Source organism: Sphingobium limneticum (assembly GCF_008710155.1).
Taxonomy (GTDB): domain Bacteria; phylum Pseudomonadota; class Alphaproteobacteria; order Sphingomonadales; family Sphingomonadaceae; genus Sphingobium; species Sphingobium limneticum.
The window spans coordinates 1-15,012 of sequence record NZ_VYPZ01000033.1; the positions used below are offsets into that span (position 1 = coordinate 1).

Consider the following 15,012-nt stretch of genomic DNA (forward strand, 5'->3'; position numbering starts at 1 on the left):
AGGGCATGGCCGCCCTTGCCACACCAATGATCGAGGAGGCACAGCCGCTACAGATTACACCCAAGGCCGCCTGAAAATGCAGCCCAGTGGCCACACCCGATTTTACACCACATTGACGGACGCGACCTCACGCGCCGCGTCGCTTAGTGAAGGGAGAAAATTAGTGCCGCATCAAGTCGTTGCTCGCATGGACACCTGCCGCAAGCTGGTGACGATGCGCAAGGCCCTGGGTGACACGCTGGGCTATCGCTATTGCGCCAGTCCCGTCTGGGACATGCTTCTGGAACTCTATATTGCCGCCAGAGAGAAAAGGACCGTATATCTCTGGTCGCTCTGCAGTTTCGCAAATGTCCCGTACCCCACCGCATGTCGCAAGGTGTACGAAATGGAGAAGATCGACTTGGTCTTTTGCAATGCGACCGATCGGTACCGACGCGGAATTAGGGTCAGCCTGACCGAGAAGGGGCAAGGGGTCGTCGAGTCGCTTCTCGACCGGCTCGCCGAGATTTACAAAGCCAACATAGGAACGCGCGCCGACATCTCCGAGCTTGTCAGCGTGGACAAGCGCACCAAAAATGCCAATTGGTTAAGTCCAGGCGACGGTTGCGTCCGTCACTTGGCATCTGGCTCGAGCAGTCCACTTCGGCCAGATCCAACGAACTCCGGGAGGCAGCAGCAAGCCCTCCGCACGATGATCTGTTCAGTGAAAATTGCGCGACTGAAGGCGCAAACGCGGCGTATCATCTGGCGCCGCCCCCTTCGGCAAGTCCGCCTTACCGTCGCTGGCATACCAGGTTGCGGCAGACGGGATGGCGTCTCCGATCGATCGGAGAAGCGGCGTGTAGTCGATCACGCGGTCTATGATGATGTGCGTAACAATCCCCTCACGCTGCAACCGCCCACGCAGCCCGACCATGGCTGATGCCAGGACCGTCCTCCGCTGCGCCTCAAACCGGTCCGGCCATAATATGCCATTGGCAATCCCGGTTTCATCTTCAATGGTGATGAACAGAACGCCTTTAGCCGACCCCGGCTTCTGCCGCACGAGGATCACCCCTGCCACCTCGACATGCCGCCCGTCCTTGACCTGGTCGAGCTCCGCGGCCGACTTGACCCCACGCCGCCGTAAATCCTCCCGTAGAAACGCAAGCGGATGCGCACGCAGCGAAAGCTGGATGGTCCGATAATCCTCGACCACCTCCCTTCCTTCGCTGAGCGGCTCCAGCGTCACCATGGGCTCATCCCCCTCCGGACCGGACCGCCCTTCCCGCGCATCTGCCGCCGCAAAGAGCGGCAGGGGTTTGTCGCCCAGCCCCTTCACCTGCCACAGCGCCTGCCTTCGATCATGGGCAAGAGCGTGGAAAGCGTCGGCATCCGCCAGCCGCTCGATGGCGGCCGGCGGCACCCCTGCCCGTCGCCAAACGCCTTCGACACTATTGAATTGCTCATCCCCGCGTGCCGAAACGATCATGGCGGCGTGCAGGTTGGAAAGCCCGCGCGCCATGCGCAGCCCTAGCCGAACGGCGAGGTATCGCCCGCGTGTCGGTTCGAGCGTGCAATCCCAACGGCTGCGGTTGATGCAGGGCGGCCGCACCTCTACGCCATGGGCTCGGGCGTCCCGCACGATCTGCGCAGGTGCATAAAAGCCCATCGGCTGCGCGTTCAGCAGAGCCGCACAGAAGATATCGGGGTGATGGCACTTCATCCAGCTCGACGCATAGGCGATCTTGGCAAAGCTCGCCGCATGGCTTTCCGGAAAGCCATAGGAACCGAAGCCTTCGATTTGCTTGAAGGTCCGTTCGGCAAAGTCGCGCGGATAGCCGCGCCCCACCATGCCCTCGACCAACTTGTCGTAAAAATGGCTGACCCCGCCGGTAAACTTGAAGGTCGCCATAGCGCGGCGCAGCTGATCGGCCTCGGCCGCCGTGAACCCGGCGCCGACGATGGCCACCTTCATCGCCTGCTCCTGGAACAGCGGCACGCCCAGCGTCTTCTGCAACACGGCGCGCAGCTCCTCGCGCGGATATTCCGGCTTCTCCTTGCCCTCGCGCCGACGTAGATAGGGATGCACCATGTCGCCCTGGATCGGCCCAGGCCGGACAATCGCCACCTCGATGACGAGATCGTAGAATTTCTCCGGCTTGATCCGCGGCAGCATCGACATTTGCGCGCGGCTCTCGATCTGGAAGACGCCGAGCGTGTCGGCCCGCTGGATCATGGCGAAGACGGCAGGGTCATCGCGCTGCAGCGTGGGCGACGCCATGGTCATGGCGATGCCGCGATGCTCCGCCAGCAGCGCAAAGGCCCGACGCATGCATCCCAGCATGCCCAGACCCAATATATCGACCTTCATGAACTTCAGCGCATCGATGTCATCCTTGTCCCATTCGATCACCTGCCGGTCCTCCATGGCTGCTGGTTCGATCGGCACCAGCTCATCGAGCCGGTCTGAAGTCAGCACGAAGCCGCCAGGATGCTGCGAGAGGTGGCGCGGCGTTCCGATCAGCTCACGCGAGAGCTCAAGCGTCAGGGCAAGGCGCGGATCGCTGGTATCGAGATTGAGCTCGCTGGCCTGATCGTCGCGCACGCCTTCCAGCGACCATCCCCAGACGAGCCCCGCGAGCGCCCCGGTCATGTCCTCGGGCAGACCCAGCGCCTTGCCGACCTCGCGCACAGCGCCGCGGGCGCGATAGCGCGTCACCACCGCCGTCAGCGCGGCGCGGGTGCGGCCATAGGTCTCATAGATCCACTGGATGATCTCCTCCCGCCGCTCATGCTCGAAATCGACGTCGATGTCCGGCGGCTCCTTGCGCTCGCCCGACACGAAGCGTTCAAACAGCAATTCATGTTTGATGGGATCGATCGAGGTGATGCCCAGCACGAAGCAGACGCAGCTGTTCGCCGCCGATCCCCGCCCCTGGCAGAGAATGCCCCGCCGCCGCGCTTCAGCGACGATGCTGTTCACAGTCAGAAAATAGGGGGCGTAGCTTAACTTCTCGATCAGCCCGAGCTCATGGGCCAGCTGATCGGCATAGGCTTTGGGCACGCCATCGGGAAACATGCGGGCCGATGCCACCCCCGTCAGCCGCTCGAGTAACTGTTGCGGCGTTTCGCCCGGGCTTGCTTCCTGCGGATATTGATAGCGAAGCTGCCCAAGGTCGAACGTGCAGGCACGGGCTATGTCGGCGCTCGCCGCCAGCGCATCGGGATAGGCAGCGAAGCGCCGCGCCATTTCAGCGCCGGACTTGAGGTGCCGATCGGCATAGCGCTCGCGCCTGAACCCCAGCGCATCGACGGTGCAATGGTGACGGATCGCGGTCACCACATCCTGCAGCAGCTCGCGATCATTGCTGTGGTAGAGGATGTCGCCCAACACCACCGATCGCACATGGTGCGCTCGGGCCTGCCCATCGAGACTATGAATCCGGATCGCATCGTCCGGCCTTCGGCGCAGCGACAGCCCAAGATAGGCGCGCTCGCCAAATATGCCGCTTAAACGGCGGAGCGCTTGTGCATTGGTGTCGTCGGGCAGATCTGGAACAAGGATAGCGATCAACCCTTCCTGCCATTGTTCGACATCGTCCCAGTGCAGATCGCAGGCCCCCTTCCCTGCCCGCGCCTTGCCAATGGACAGCAGGCGGGTCAGCCGCGACCAGGCGGCCTTGTCGGTCGGATAGACCAGCAAACTGGTTCCGCAGGCAAGATCTAGCCGACAGCCGGGGATCAGACGGACGCCGGTTTCCTTGGCCGCTTCCCAGGCGCGCACGATCCCGGCCACCGAATTGCGATCAACCACGCCCAGTGCCGGTATCTTGAGCCAGGCGGCCTGGGCGAACAGTTCATCAGGGGAGGACACGCCACGCAGGAAGGAGAAATGTGTGGTGACCTGAAGCTCGACATAAGCGTCGCCGTTCATCCGAACACACCATGGATGTGCCAGGAGAGATCGCCCGACCGCAGATTTTCGCCATCGCCGCGCCGGAACACCCAGAAACGCTCGCCCCGCTCATTTTCCACTCGGAAATAATCGCGTACGGCATAGCTCTCGCCGCGCCGACGCCACCATTCCCCCCGAATACGCTCCGGCCCGTCTGCCCGCACTACGACATGGGCGACACCCCGCCAGACGAAGCGGCGCGGCGGTTGATCGGGAAGCTCGGCCATGACATGGTCGATCCGCTCTGGCCGCAGCAGGATGCGCGCGGGCCTTGGCCATAAGGTCGGCCAGGGCATAGCATCAGCCAGTGGCGCGATGCGCCCAACGCCGCGCTCGGGCACATCACTCTCGCACATGGTCGGACGGTAAATGGCCCCCTGCCCCAGCCGCGCAACGATCTGATCGACGAGGAGCGCGATATCCGCTTCTTCGTCCATCCCCAGATCGGCATCGATCGCCGTGGGCGCCAGGGGTTCGCTGCGCAGCGCGAGCAGTCGCATGCGCTCGATACCGAAGCCTGGATCAATGGTCTCGATCTTCATGGCGAGCAGCCGCAGCATATGGCCGATGTCGCGCGTGCCCCGCGCGGTCCCGACCGTGACGATCTGTTCCTCCTTGTCCACCCGCTCGCAGACAAGGCGCAGAAGCCGCACGCCAAGCCCTCGTTCGCGCAATGTCCGCGCCAGATCATCGGCAAGGTTGGCCATGACCCGCGCGATCGTCTCGGCCGAGCCAATGGGTTCGGCAAAGACACGCAGCACCTGCGGCAATTCGAATGGCACGATGCCGACGAGCGGATCGCCAACCCGGCCGATCGCTTGGTCGAGCCGGTGAAGCAGGCTGGCCCCAAAGCGGCGGCCGAGCGGCGCGCGCGGCATGGCGATGAGATCGGCAATGCGCTCGATCCCAAGGCGCTGGGCGGCGCTGCGCTGGCGGTCATCGAGCCGCAGCGCCGCTACCGGCAATCTGTTGATCGCTTCCAGTTCCCCCTGCACGCTGCAGATCGCAATGCGCTCTTTGCCATAGCGGGCGAGCGCATGGGCAGCACCCGCCGTGCCCGCTATAGCGACGCGCGCGTCCAGTCCGATCCGGTGGCAAAAACCGATAAGGCGCCGCGCCATCGCCTTCTCGCCGCCAAAAAGATGGGCCACGCCGGTCAGGTCCATGAGCAGCCCGTCAGGCGCGTCCACTTGTGCGGTCGGCGTCCAGCGCCGCACGGCGAACAGCGCGAGCCGTTCCAACTCCCGCCCATCTCCCACCGGGTCAGCGTCGCGCGCATCGAGGCCGGCCACCATGGCTTTGGCCTGGGTGAGCGGCATGCCGGGAAAGAGACCAAGGCTTGCCGCATGCGCGTCGACCGCGGCGATCACCCTGCGCTGCTTTTGAAGGGTGCTGGTGACGAGCGGCGGCATTTCCAGCTGCGTATCCGCAACAGGCTTCAGATTTGGCGCTGCCGCTTGCTTGTCTGATTTGAACGGATTGTCGGCCGCCTCCGAGCGGCGGCCGAGTTCACGCGGCGAGGGACGCTGATGCACAGGCAGGCTGTCGATCTGTTCCTCGCGGCTGGCCATGGCAGCACCTGCCCCTGTGTTCTGCGCCCAGCGCGCGCCAGGACGCCACCCGCCGCCACGTGGGCAGGAGCAGGACGAGCCGTCATCCTCTTCGAGCGGGACGAGGGGCAGTTGGGGCGCAGATGTCCGTTCAGGCGGCCTGCCGGTCCTCGCCTCGTTTCGGCGTAGCCGATCGACGGCGAGGCTCGGCAGGAACAGCGAGGCGACCCGTCGCATCGCAGCCCTCCAGCAGCCAGTTATCAGGATGCCCGCCGCGCTGGCGCACCAGTGACACCTGCCAGCGCGACCGACCGACGCCGGGCACCGGCAAGGGATCGGACGGCGCACAGCCGATGCGCCAGCGCGTCAGCGCGGAAGACGGTTGGCCCAGCGGATCTTGCGCGGACCGTCGCCAGCGCCGTAGCAGCAAGGCCATGGTGTTTCCTTCCTCGGCCGCAAGCTGCAGGCGGCGCGTGGCTGTCATGCCGATGCGGGTGACCTCGCACACCACGGCGGCAAGCGCGCCATGGCGCAGCGCCTCCTCCATAATCGCAAGGGCGTCATCGTCCTTTCCCGCTTCTACCTGGATCAACCGGGTCGCCGGCACACCGGCGCAGGCAAGGCCGGGCGCGAATAGATCGGGCTGCGCCATGATCCAGAAAATGTCCCCTTCCGACGCTCTGGCCGCGATACCCGCAGTGAAGAGGGTGGCGGCGGCGTCATCGCCAAGCGCGACGGTTTGGCCGGCAATTTCGTGCAGCGCCGCGCGCGCCAGCCCGCCTGCTGCCAGGCGGTCATCGACGATGGGAATACCAAACGGCAGGCATGGGACATCGGCCCGCGAAACCGGCGCAATGGCCTGGATTTCGGCGATGAGGGCTTGCAGCCTGTGCGGGCGCGGGGCAGTCGACATGACGGTTGAGACTCACTTGTTCCCTATATGTTCCTTTGATCCTGTCACAGAGTCAATTGATCGAGATCGCACTGGCGCATGTGCCCTGAGCGGGTCACAAAAATCAGGCCCGCCGAAAAGCGGCCCGCCGTCCTCAACCGCACGGGCATTCTCGCCCTCGTCGTCTGAACCGCGCCATCTAACGATAAATCTCCGCTCGATAGCAGCGGCAATGCGCTCGACGATATCGAGGCGCGCGCCGCGGGACCGGGCAAAATTCCGATCCGACAAAGCCCGGCGTACCCAGAGCGGTGCCATCGAAAGTGCGATGGAAATATCGACGCGCAGCTGATGCGCGCGCCAGCCGCTCACGGCCTTCGGGCACGAGAAGGTCATCGGCTAAAGAGTGATCTGGCTCATCTGATTCCATGATCGAAGCCTAGAACATATCAAGAACGCACTTTGCAAGAGGCGCTGCGAGTTATCCACAGATAACTGGAGCGATGCCATGTCACAGCCCTGCTATTGCGCCAATGCACATTGACGCTCATAGGCGACGGCCATGGACGACCATTTAAAAGCGATCATCGAACGGACGGTCGAACGCGCGCCCCAATGGCTTCGCAATGATCTTGGCGGTAAGGATGGTAATGCCCGCCGCAGCGCTGAGGAGACGCTTGCAGCCATGATCGCTAACGCACTGCACGAAGGGGCCGGCGAAAAACCGAGGGCGTGATTTCTGACAGTGACCGAAAAGACCGATCTCAATCTGACCCTCGGCTTGAATCTCCAAGCCAAGCCTCTAGATTGAAATGGTCCCCCTTCCCCCCTTTGGATGGCACCTCCCTGAACCTTGGCCTCGTCGTTGAGCTTGCTCCGGCGGGGTTTTCTTTCGCCTGCGAGATCGAACATCGCGTCATCCGTCGCATGCCGACCACCCATGCCCCCTAACCTCTATGCTGATGCACGCCTCGCCGCCATTCGCGCTCGTCGGGGAGGGGATATGTGATGCGCGGCGGCTCGTTCGTCGTCTCCATCCGGAGCGGCCGGATCTTTCGGCCAAGGCGCTCGGTGCAGTCCTTGCAGTAGAGGTGGCGAATGCCGTCGCGAAAATCATCGCTCCAGCCTTTCCGCCGAAATCGCCACCACAGGCCAATTGGTTCAAAGGTGACGCTTTTGTGACAGCGGCAGGTGACCTTGATCGAGTAACGCCATAAAGCGGCCTCGAAGATCGAGGTGGCCGACCTTTGCTCGTCCCCATGGCCGATAGCATCAACCGGGCGCATCGACCTTCGTCCGCATGATGGCTGTAGCCCAGGCGGTTGCGCCGACCATGAACGGGCCATCGTCACGAAGCCCTGCGCGAATCTCCTCGATGAAAGAGCGATTGCCAAGCCCGCGCGCTTCCAGCGCCGTAGCGACAGCATCTCGAATTTCAGCGAGTTTTAGACCGTTCAACCCGCAAGTTTGCCCTTCGAAATCATGTTCGATGAGCCGCTGATTAGTCATGAATTTGATCCTTCCGATTCGACCTGTAGTAGAACATAATAGGAACAATATGGAGTCTCGCCCTTGGCTTTGTTCTCTTCACGTTCTATTTTCGTCGATCCGAGCAGCAGAGTCGCAGCGAGCGCAGAATGGAGAGAAGCGATGCAGGAGCGCAGAAAGCTAAGCCTGAAACACGAACCCAGACCTGTTGAGCCGGCCACAAGCGGGCCGGATCGATTGGAGACGGAGCACCATCAAGGTGTCCCGCGCTATCACCCCGCGCATGATCCGCAGTTGGTCAGTGACGACGAGGTCCCCTGGTGAGCTGAATCCCATGTCTCGTCTTCATTGCATGGCGGCTGGCTTGTCGGAGGTCGCCCACTATTTCGGCGCTGAAATGCCGGTGCCGGTCGACTTGCCGTCCGAGACGACAGAGGGCGCTTGTGGCCTGGTGGTCTTCGAGAACAAAGGACGGCGCGTCATACGCGGTGTGAGCTGGGGCTTTCCCCGGCTTACCCGAGAGATGCGCGAGCGAGGCGAAGAGCCAGGGATCATCGGGTTGGTAGCGGATCTCACCAATCCGATGTGGGATCAGATGGCGCTCGATCCGCGTTATCGATGCCTGATCGTCATGAGCCATTTTGCAAACCCTGACGGCGTGCCCGGCGCGCGAACACGCACCTGGTTTTCGCTCAATCATATGCCGCTGATGGCCTGGGCCGGTTTCTGTCGGAACATCCCCGACCAAGGGCCGCGCTTTGCCGGCGTGTCGATGGACGCCAACGCTGCGGTCGCGCCGACCAATGATCGCATGCCCGTCCTGCTCGATCCGCACGAATATGACCGCTGGTTGCACAGCCCAATCCAGGATGTGATTGGCTTTCAGTTTCGTGCCCCCTTCTCCGCCGAGCGGTTCAAGGTCGAGAGGACGCAGGATCTGTGGAATAGCGGCAAGCGGCCGCCATCCGCCGACAAACAGCTGGCGCTGCTGTGATGTCGGCAAACGGGCAGATCGACCTTTTTGCCCCGCCTCTCCTGCCGGGTCTTGGCTACGGACCTGATCTGGTAAGCGCAGAGGAAGAGGCCAGGCTTATTGACCGCATCAATCGCGCGCCGCTCACGCCCTTTCGCTTTCAGCAGTGGACCGGCAAGCGGCTCACCTGCAGCTATGGCTGGAGCTATGATTTTGAACATGGCCGGTTCGGGCCGACCGATCCCCTGCCCGACTGGCTGGTTCCGCTACGCGACCGCGCCGCGCGCTTCGCAGGTCTTGGCGCGGACAGTCTCGCCCAGGCATTGCTCATCCGCTACGATCCCGGCGCCGGCATTGGCTGGCACAAGGATCGGCCGGTATTCGAGCATGTCGTGGGCATCTCGCTTGGGGCACACACATCCATGCGTTTCCGTCGACGAACAGCGAAGGGATTTGAACGACGCGCAGTCCGGCTCGCGCCGCGATCCATCTATGTGATGAGCGACGAGGCGAGAGACGACTGGGAGCACAGCATCGCCGGAATGGATGAGCCGCGCTGGTCCATCACCTTCCGCAGCCTGAAGCCAGACTTTCAAAGACAAGTTGCCCCTTTGAGCGATGGCTGAACGCCCTTTTCAGCCTGTGACGCCCGATGGCCGATATTTCGTGGTTCGCGGGCGTCTTTGGCGCATGAGCAATCCGGCGCTGTCCCAGGCAAAGCGCGAAGCGCTCGTGCACGATCTCATGGATGCGCGCAGAGCCGTAGCCCGCGCGAAGAGAGAGGCGGATAAACAGACTGAAGTGGCGGCCCGCAAAGCCGTCGATCAGGCCAAGCAAGCACTGGGCGAACGTGGTCCGGTCTGGTGGGATGACGGCGCGCCGGATTACAACCGGCATATGGTGCGCAATACGCCTTATCGCCCCTGGTTCGACGCTCTATCCGGCAAGCCCGGCCCAGCTTGATCGTTGCGTGGGATGCAATCAGGTTGCACGCCTTCGCATTTGTCGAGCGCCGCCGCTGGTGCGAAAGGGGTTCTGCCTTTCAGGCATCCTCTCCTAAAAACTCATCGGGCTGGTCGTCACGCGATCAGCCTTTTTTTTGGTGACTGTGGTTTTGGCGCGCGGTCAAAGGCCTGCCTGCCGCTCAGGATTAAGCAGTTCGGCCACAGCATCGTAGCTGTCGCTGATCTCCAGCTCCCGCCCATCTGCGAAATGGATGCGCGTACCGACTTCGCATGGCTCGAAATAATCAAGCTGATCAAGGTTGATGGTGACTGGCCTACCGTCCGGCAAGGTGAATTCAGCAATCATGGCCGCCTCGCCTCACTGATATCCGCCTTCATCCTCGCGCTTTTCAGCAGCGTTCTTCTGCGCCTCCTCAAGTTCGTCCTGCTTGTCATCCGACGTGCTGTTTTCGGGGTTTTCCTTGGGATCCGGGATCATCATGCTCTCCTGTGCTGGACGATGAGGAAGCGATCCCATCGCCGCTTGGTTCCGAAATCAGGGTCTAGGGCCCCGGCTATCGCGACCATTGCGCGTGTTCGAGTGCCACGTTGACGGGGGTCTTCAAGGCCGCCCAGCCGCTCGCCAGCACATCATTGCTCTCTTTGGCATGCCGCCCTTCAGCCAGGGACCCGGTGATATGATAATGGCTGCCGTCTCCGCGATGGGTGTGCCCATCAATCTCGACGATCAGCGCCTGGCCCCCTTCATCATCGTCGGCAATCCCGACGATCTTTCCGGCCTTCGCCTGCGGGTGCGGCGTCTGCTCATCAGTGCCGAGGCGCAGCGTCACAGAGCCTGCCATTGACCCCATTCACATTATAGGTGGCGATTTTCAAAGGTTGGGCACGATTGATCGGCGCGGCCCCAGCCGGACAGAGCCTTTGAAGTCGCTCGCTTCGCCAGCGCTTTGCCATCAGCGATGGTGAAGTGGGAGGGCTTGTCGATCGTCTCCATTTCCTTCCAGCTAAGCGGCGCCGCGACCGGGGCGCCGGGACGGGCGCGGGCGCTGTAAGGCATGACCGCCGTCGCGCCGCGCTGGTTACGCAGATAATCGACGAAGATGCGGCCCTTGCGCTGGGCCTTGGGGAGCGCTGCGGTGAAATGCTCCGGATCATTTTGCGCCACGGCTTTCGCCAGACGGTGGGCGAAGTCCTTGATCTCGGCCCAGTCGGCCCGCGGCGTCAGCGGCGCTGTCACATGCACGCCCTTTCCACCGGTCAGCATCGGAAAGGTCGCAAGGCCGATCGAGGCCAATATGTCGCGAAACTGGAAGGCAGCCGATCGCACGGCTTCGAAGTCCAGCCCCTCATCGGGATCAACGTCGAAGACCAGGCGATCGGCCTTCTCGACATCTTCGATCCGCACGCCCCAGCCATGAAATTCGATCGTACCCATCTGGACGCAGGTCAGAAGGCCCTCAGGCGTATCTATATAAAGATAGGCTTCCTCATGACAGACCTTCTCCGTGATGCCGATGTGGCGCACCGCATCGCCAAAGGACTCGGCATCATGCTTCTGGAAGAAGCATTTCTTCGCCCGCCCCTGCGTACAGCGCACGAGGCTGATCGGTCGCGACCCAGCCCAGGGAAGCATCAGGGGCGCGATCTGCGCAAAATAGTCTGCAAGCGCGCCCTTGGTGATGCTGCTTTCGGGAAAGATGACCCGCTCTCGGTTTCTGATGGCGACCGGCGACGAGAGCTGCGCCGCCGGCTTTTCCAGAACCACCGCCTCAGGCTTCTTGTCTTCGCGTAGGCTGTTGATTGCCACTGAGATGTGACCCGGGGTTTCCATTGAGAAGTGGCTCTGAATCACTTTTGCTGCTGGTGATGGTATCCTTCCCCCGCTTTACTGGGAGGATCTGTCATGCACGGGCGATTTCAACGAGCGCGTCTTGCCCCTGAAGGCTTTGCGGTGGTGTCGCTGCAGGGTGTCGGAGATGATTTCCATATTCAACTGCGTTCTCGCTGCCTTTCAGGCGTTTGTCCGGATTGTGGCCGCCCAAGCCAGCGAGTTCAGAGCCGGTATGTGCGGAGACCTTCGGATTTACCGTTGGCGGGCCGCCGTGTCGTTCTAACGATCCAGGCGCGCCGCTTCTGGTGTGACGCGGTCGTGTGCGGTCGACGCATCTTCTGCGAACGGTTCGATGTAGGTGTCCTGGCGCGATATGGCCGGCGTACTCAACGTCTTGAGACAATTGTCCACCATCTGGGCCTCGCATTGGGCGGGAGACCTGGAGCCGCATTTGCCAACCGTCTAATGGTGCCGGTGAGCAAGGACACTTTGCTGCGGGTGGTGCGGCGGCACGCTGTTGATCGATGTGACGACCTCCATGTTGTCGGTATTGATGATTTTGCCTTCCGCCGAGGCCAGACTTACGGAACGATTGTCTGCGATCTGGAGCGCCGCAAGCCGGTCACCCTTCTGCCTGATCGAGCACTGGAAACGTCACGGGCCTGGCTTGCCAAACGCCCGTCCATATCCATCGTCGCTCGAGACCGCGGCGGCGGTTATGGTGAGGCGATCGCACGAGGGCTCCCTCATGCCGAGCAGGTTGCCGATCGTTGGCATCTCATGGAAAATTCGAGCCGAGCCTTTCTCGACGCCGTCAGCAAATCCATGCGGCAGATCAGGCAAGCGGTCGGCAGCAATGTCGTCGACCCCAAGCTTCTCACCTATGCTGAGAAGCTGCAGTACGAAGGTTACCTTCGTCGTCAGGAAACCAATGAGGCAATCCAGGAACTGGCCAAAAGCGGCACTTCCATCCGGCAGATTGTCCGGCAGACTGGTCACAGCCGCAAACTCGTTCGGGACGTCCTACGCGGACAGCGCCTAGACGTCTTTCGTACTCGGCCAAGCGCTCTGGACAGTTGGTTGCCGTGGCTGAACGAGCGCTGGGATACCGGATCCCGCAACGCCTTGGCGCTCTGGCGTGAGATGCGTGCAGAAGGTTTTGTTGGACAGCGAGGGATCGTCTCGCAGTGGGCTCAACGGCGCCGCCTCGCTGAAAAGGCCGGCCAAAGCGGCCTTATGCGCACACCCTCGGCGCGGGTTCTGGCTCGCCTGATGACCTCCGCTCAGGATGGATTGGGCAAATCAGATGCCATCCTCGTTGCCGTCATCGAGAACTGTGTCCCTGAGTTGGTGACGGCACGCAAAGCAATCGGCGATTTCCAATCGATGATCAGATCAAAGTCAGCCGCGAAACTTGATGGGTGGATCGAGCTGGCCAAGGACAGCCTTGTCGCTTCCCTTGTCAACGGTGTAGAAAAGGACCTGATTGCGGTACGCAACGCGATCATTTCACCGTGGTCAAATGGGCAGACCGAGGGCCAAATCACTCGCCTCAAGCTGATAAAACGACAGATGTATGGTCGAGCGAAGCTGGACCTGCTGCGCGCTCGCGTGGTCGGCGTATGACCATCACCAGCAGCAAAAGTGATTCAGAGCCACTTCTCAGTGGAAACTTATAGCGCCCCCGGGTCACATCTCAGTGGCAATCAACAGATGAGCCTGATTGAAATTACGCACACCCTGTCCCGCGCCATTGCGGCGTAAGGACAGACTTGACCGCAATTATCCTTCCCACCGCGTCATGGCCGCACGATAGGCCTTCTCCTCGCGGTCGCGCCGATCCTCAAGCCGGGAGCGCGCGCGATCGCGTTCCTCCCGAACCTGCTCCCGCTCTTTCCTGAGAGCATCAATGCGCGCGTCGATATCGGACAATCTGCGCGCGAAAATGTCATCTATCTTCGCAATGCCTTCCTCTATCTTGCTAAGCTTCGCGCGGCTGGCCTTGGGCTTGTGGTCTGGCGGCGGCGTTGCTTCCTTTAGGTTCCGGGCGGGTGGTCGCTTGCCTCTGGCGCTGGGCGCGATTTTTACTTTGCCTGCCGCGGCGAGATGCTCGGCCGATGTACCGCGCGGCGTGCGGATGACCCTACCCGGCTGGGCCAGCGCCGCCCTCGTCAATACAGGATCGGTGACCTGCTCGGCGATGCCGCTGGCGAAGAGATCGGAGCGGGCGCCCCAGGCCTCCAGCGCGGCCTTCCTGCTGGTCACCGCTACAAAGGCATCTTGAAAGCCCGCTGAAGTGCGGAAAACCTTGAGAGGACGCTTTGCCATGCCGCCCATAACGCATCGCAGGCTATGGCGGTTCGACACACAGTCGCAACTCTTTGGGCGCGGCACTATATAAGAACCATGCAACAGGCCGATCTTTTCGACACAGCCTCTGGATTGCCCACCGGGCCGGAAGGTCTGACCTATCGATCCGACGTCATCGATACCGCCACCGAAGCGCACCTCATTGCCGCGTTCGATGCATTGCCGCTCGCCCCATTTCGGTTTCAGGGTTGGCTCGGCAAGCGCCTGACCTGTTCGTTCGGCTGGTCCTATGATTTCGACACCGCGCAGGTCGCGGCAGCCCCGCCGATTCCCGACTGGCTGATGCCCATAAGGCGCAAAGCGGCGGAACTGCTCGCGATCGGCGAGGCTGAGCTCGTTCAGGCGCTGCTGATCCGCTACGATCCGGGCGCGGGTATCGGATGGCATCGAGATCGGCCGATCTTCGGCCATGTCGCCGGTCTGTCGCTGGGTGCGCCGGCCACGCTGCGGTTGCGGCGGCGCAGGGAGAACGGATTCGATCGCCACCCTGTCTCATTGGCGCGCCGATCCCTTTATGGGCTGTCCGGCCCCGTACGCACTCTATGGGAGCACAGCATCGCGCCTATGGAGGATACCCGCTGGTCAATCACCTTCCGCAGCCTGACGGATAAGGGACGCAGGCTGCTCGGCTGAATTGCGTAACCTGCCTTCGCCGCCAGCGCTCTCATTAATCGAACTGGATGCGCCGGTCGTTTGCCTCGGCGACTTCAACGTCATGCCGACCGACCTCGACGTCTATGCGCCCGATCGGTGGCGGGAGGACGCGCTGTTCGCGCCGGAAATAAGGGCGGCCTATGCGCGGCTGATCGACCAGGGATGGCAGGATGCCCTGCGGCATCGGCATTCGCATGAGACGATCTACACCTTCTGGAAATATCTGCGGCAATCATTCGCGCGCAATGCGGGTTACGGATTGACCATATCCTGCTGAACCCCGTCGCTGCGGCGCGGCTGACGTCGGCGCAGCTAGATATTGCGCCGCGCAGCTGGGAGAAGACCAGCGATC

Annotated in this window: 18 protein-coding genes; 8 read left to right on the top strand and 10 right to left on the bottom strand. The window is 62.2% G+C overall.

Annotated features, from left to right (window positions below; all coding sequences use genetic code 11):
• Window positions 1-700: 700 nt before the first annotated feature.
• The 4 genes from F4U94_RS21175 to F4U94_RS21190 form a co-directional block, all read right to left on the bottom strand.
• Window positions 701-3,916 carry an error-prone DNA polymerase gene (locus F4U94_RS21175; protein WP_150412207.1) on the bottom strand — a complete coding sequence of 1,072 codons (3,216 nt, stop codon included), beginning with the start codon at window positions 3,914-3,916 and terminating at the stop codon, window positions 701-703.
• A complete protein-coding gene (locus F4U94_RS21180) occupies window positions 3,913-5,508 on the bottom strand; it encodes a DUF6504 family protein (protein WP_232015908.1) in 1,596 nt (531 codons plus the stop codon). The genes F4U94_RS21175 and F4U94_RS21180 overlap by 4 nt, the downstream gene beginning before the upstream one ends.
• 130 nt (window positions 5,509-5,638) lie before the next feature.
• On the bottom strand, window positions 5,639-6,400 hold the full coding sequence (locus F4U94_RS21185) for an ImuA family protein (RefSeq protein ID WP_232015907.1): 762 nt from the start codon (window positions 6,398-6,400) through the stop codon (window positions 5,639-5,641).
• A 12-nt stretch (window positions 6,401-6,412) separates the two neighbouring features.
• A complete protein-coding gene (locus tag F4U94_RS21190; protein ID WP_150412208.1) occupies window positions 6,413-6,751 on the bottom strand; it encodes a hypothetical protein in 339 nt (112 codons plus the stop codon).
• A 190-nt stretch (window positions 6,752-6,941) separates the two neighbouring features.
• Between F4U94_RS21190 and F4U94_RS24655 the strand changes: the two genes are divergently transcribed.
• On the top strand, window positions 6,942-7,115 hold the full coding sequence (locus F4U94_RS24655) for a DUF6771 family protein (RefSeq protein WP_170271984.1): 174 nt from the start codon (window positions 6,942-6,944) through the stop codon (window positions 7,113-7,115).
• A 220-nt stretch (window positions 7,116-7,335) separates the two neighbouring features.
• Complete coding sequence (locus F4U94_RS24660) at window positions 7,336-7,596, top strand: hypothetical protein (RefSeq protein ID WP_170271985.1); 261 nt, start codon at window positions 7,336-7,338, stop codon at window positions 7,594-7,596.
• Window positions 7,597-7,651: 55 nt separating this feature from the next.
• On the opposite strand, the gene F4U94_RS21200 is transcribed toward F4U94_RS24660, so the two are convergent.
• Window positions 7,652-7,888, bottom strand: coding sequence for a hypothetical protein (locus F4U94_RS21200; RefSeq protein WP_197716430.1), 237 nt, complete (start codon window positions 7,886-7,888; stop codon window positions 7,652-7,654).
• A 343-nt stretch (window positions 7,889-8,231) separates the two neighbouring features.
• Here F4U94_RS21200 and F4U94_RS21205 point away from each other — a divergent pair, with 343 nt between their 5' ends.
• The 3 genes from F4U94_RS21205 (at window position 8,232) to F4U94_RS21215 (ending at window position 9,803) form a co-directional block, all read left to right on the top strand.
• Window positions 8,232-8,861 carry an SOS response-associated peptidase family protein gene (locus F4U94_RS21205; RefSeq protein ID WP_232015905.1) on the top strand — a complete coding sequence of 210 codons (630 nt, stop codon included), beginning with the start codon at window positions 8,232-8,234 and terminating at the stop codon, window positions 8,859-8,861.
• Window positions 8,861-9,466, top strand: coding sequence for an alpha-ketoglutarate-dependent dioxygenase AlkB (locus tag F4U94_RS21210; protein WP_120249873.1), 606 nt, complete (start codon window positions 8,861-8,863; stop codon window positions 9,464-9,466). Before F4U94_RS21205 ends, F4U94_RS21210 begins: the two co-directional genes overlap by 1 nt.
• Before the next feature lie 64 nt (window positions 9,467-9,530).
• Window positions 9,531-9,803, top strand: a complete 273-nt coding sequence (locus F4U94_RS21215) for a hypothetical protein (protein ID WP_331852618.1) — start codon at window positions 9,531-9,533, stop codon at window positions 9,801-9,803.
• A gap of 162 nt (window positions 9,804-9,965) precedes the next feature.
• Here F4U94_RS21215 and F4U94_RS21220 read toward each other — a convergent pair whose 3' ends face one another.
• The 4 genes from F4U94_RS21220 to ligD form a co-directional block, all read right to left on the bottom strand.
• Window positions 9,966-10,151: a hypothetical protein gene (locus tag F4U94_RS21220; protein ID WP_120249871.1), complete on the bottom strand. Its 186-nt coding sequence runs from the start codon at window positions 10,149-10,151 to the stop codon at window positions 9,966-9,968.
• A gap of 12 nt (window positions 10,152-10,163) precedes the next feature.
• Window positions 10,164-10,286: a hypothetical protein gene (locus F4U94_RS25410; RefSeq protein WP_261934863.1), complete on the bottom strand. Its 123-nt coding sequence runs from the start codon at window positions 10,284-10,286 to the stop codon at window positions 10,164-10,166.
• Window positions 10,287-10,359: 73 nt separating this feature from the next.
• Entirely contained in the window at window positions 10,360-10,647 is a 288-nt protein-coding gene (locus F4U94_RS21225; RefSeq protein WP_120249870.1) for a hypothetical protein, read from the bottom strand.
• Window positions 10,648-10,661: 14 nt separating this feature from the next.
• Window positions 10,662-11,612 carry a non-homologous end-joining DNA ligase gene (ligD, locus tag F4U94_RS21230; protein ID WP_331852617.1) on the bottom strand — a complete coding sequence of 317 codons (951 nt, stop codon included), beginning with the start codon at window positions 11,610-11,612 and terminating at the stop codon, window positions 10,662-10,664.
• A gap of 96 nt (window positions 11,613-11,708) precedes the next feature.
• Between ligD and F4U94_RS21235 the strand changes: the two genes are divergently transcribed.
• Window positions 11,709-13,262: an ISL3 family transposase gene (locus F4U94_RS21235; RefSeq protein ID WP_120249868.1), complete on the top strand. Its 1,554-nt coding sequence runs from the start codon at window positions 11,709-11,711 to the stop codon at window positions 13,260-13,262.
• A gap of 156 nt (window positions 13,263-13,418) precedes the next feature.
• Here F4U94_RS21235 and F4U94_RS21240 read toward each other — a convergent pair whose 3' ends face one another.
• Window positions 13,419-13,973 carry a hypothetical protein gene (locus F4U94_RS21240; protein ID WP_120249867.1) on the bottom strand — a complete coding sequence of 185 codons (555 nt, stop codon included), beginning with the start codon at window positions 13,971-13,973 and terminating at the stop codon, window positions 13,419-13,421.
• A gap of 69 nt (window positions 13,974-14,042) precedes the next feature.
• On the opposite strand from F4U94_RS21240, the gene F4U94_RS21245 reads away from it, so the two are divergent.
• Both F4U94_RS21245 and F4U94_RS21250 read left to right on the top strand, forming a co-directional pair.
• Window positions 14,043-14,639, top strand: a complete 597-nt coding sequence (locus F4U94_RS21245) for an alpha-ketoglutarate-dependent dioxygenase AlkB (RefSeq protein ID WP_120249866.1) — start codon at window positions 14,043-14,045, stop codon at window positions 14,637-14,639.
• A gap of 1 nt (window position 14,640) precedes the next feature.
• Window positions 14,641-14,937, top strand: a complete 297-nt coding sequence (locus F4U94_RS21250; RefSeq protein ID WP_188117311.1) for an exonuclease/endonuclease/phosphatase family protein — start codon at window positions 14,641-14,643, stop codon at window positions 14,935-14,937.
• The last annotated feature ends 75 nt before the right edge of the window (window positions 14,938-15,012 follow it).

Bases quoted from the DNA above. Each gene is read 5' to 3' on its own strand.
- F4U94_RS21175 (WP_150412207.1), bottom strand. From the start codon at position 3,916: ATGAACGGCGACGCTTATGTCGAGCTTCAGGTCACCACACATTTCTCC.
- F4U94_RS21180 (WP_232015908.1), bottom strand. From the start codon at position 5,508: ATGGCCAGCCGCGAGGAACAGATCGACAGCCTGCCTGTGCATCAGCGT.
- F4U94_RS21185 (WP_232015907.1), bottom strand. From the start codon at position 6,400: ATGTCGACTGCCCCGCGCCCGCACAGGCTGCAAGCCCTCATCGCCGAA.
- F4U94_RS24655 (WP_170271984.1), top strand. From the start codon at position 6,942: ATGGACGACCATTTAAAAGCGATCATCGAACGGACGGTCGAACGCGCG.
- F4U94_RS24660 (WP_170271985.1), top strand. From the start codon at position 7,336: ATGCTGATGCACGCCTCGCCGCCATTCGCGCTCGTCGGGGAGGGGATA.
- F4U94_RS21200 (WP_197716430.1), bottom strand. From the start codon at position 7,888: ATGACTAATCAGCGGCTCATCGAACATGATTTCGAAGGGCAAACTTGC.
- F4U94_RS21210 (WP_120249873.1), top strand. From the start codon at position 8,861: ATGTCGGCAAACGGGCAGATCGACCTTTTTGCCCCGCCTCTCCTGCCG.
- F4U94_RS21215 (WP_331852618.1), top strand. From the start codon at position 9,531: ATGAGCAATCCGGCGCTGTCCCAGGCAAAGCGCGAAGCGCTCGTGCAC.
- F4U94_RS21220 (WP_120249871.1), bottom strand. From the start codon at position 10,151: ATGATTGCTGAATTCACCTTGCCGGACGGTAGGCCAGTCACCATCAAC.
- F4U94_RS25410 (WP_261934863.1), bottom strand. From the start codon at position 10,286: ATGATGATCCCGGATCCCAAGGAAAACCCCGAAAACAGCACGTCGGAT.
- F4U94_RS21225 (WP_120249870.1), bottom strand. From the start codon at position 10,647: ATGGCAGGCTCTGTGACGCTGCGCCTCGGCACTGATGAGCAGACGCCG.
- F4U94_RS21235 (WP_120249868.1), top strand. From the start codon at position 11,709: ATGCACGGGCGATTTCAACGAGCGCGTCTTGCCCCTGAAGGCTTTGCG.
- F4U94_RS21240 (WP_120249867.1), bottom strand. From the start codon at position 13,973: ATGGGCGGCATGGCAAAGCGTCCTCTCAAGGTTTTCCGCACTTCAGCG.
- F4U94_RS21245 (WP_120249866.1), top strand. From the start codon at position 14,043: ATGCAACAGGCCGATCTTTTCGACACAGCCTCTGGATTGCCCACCGGG.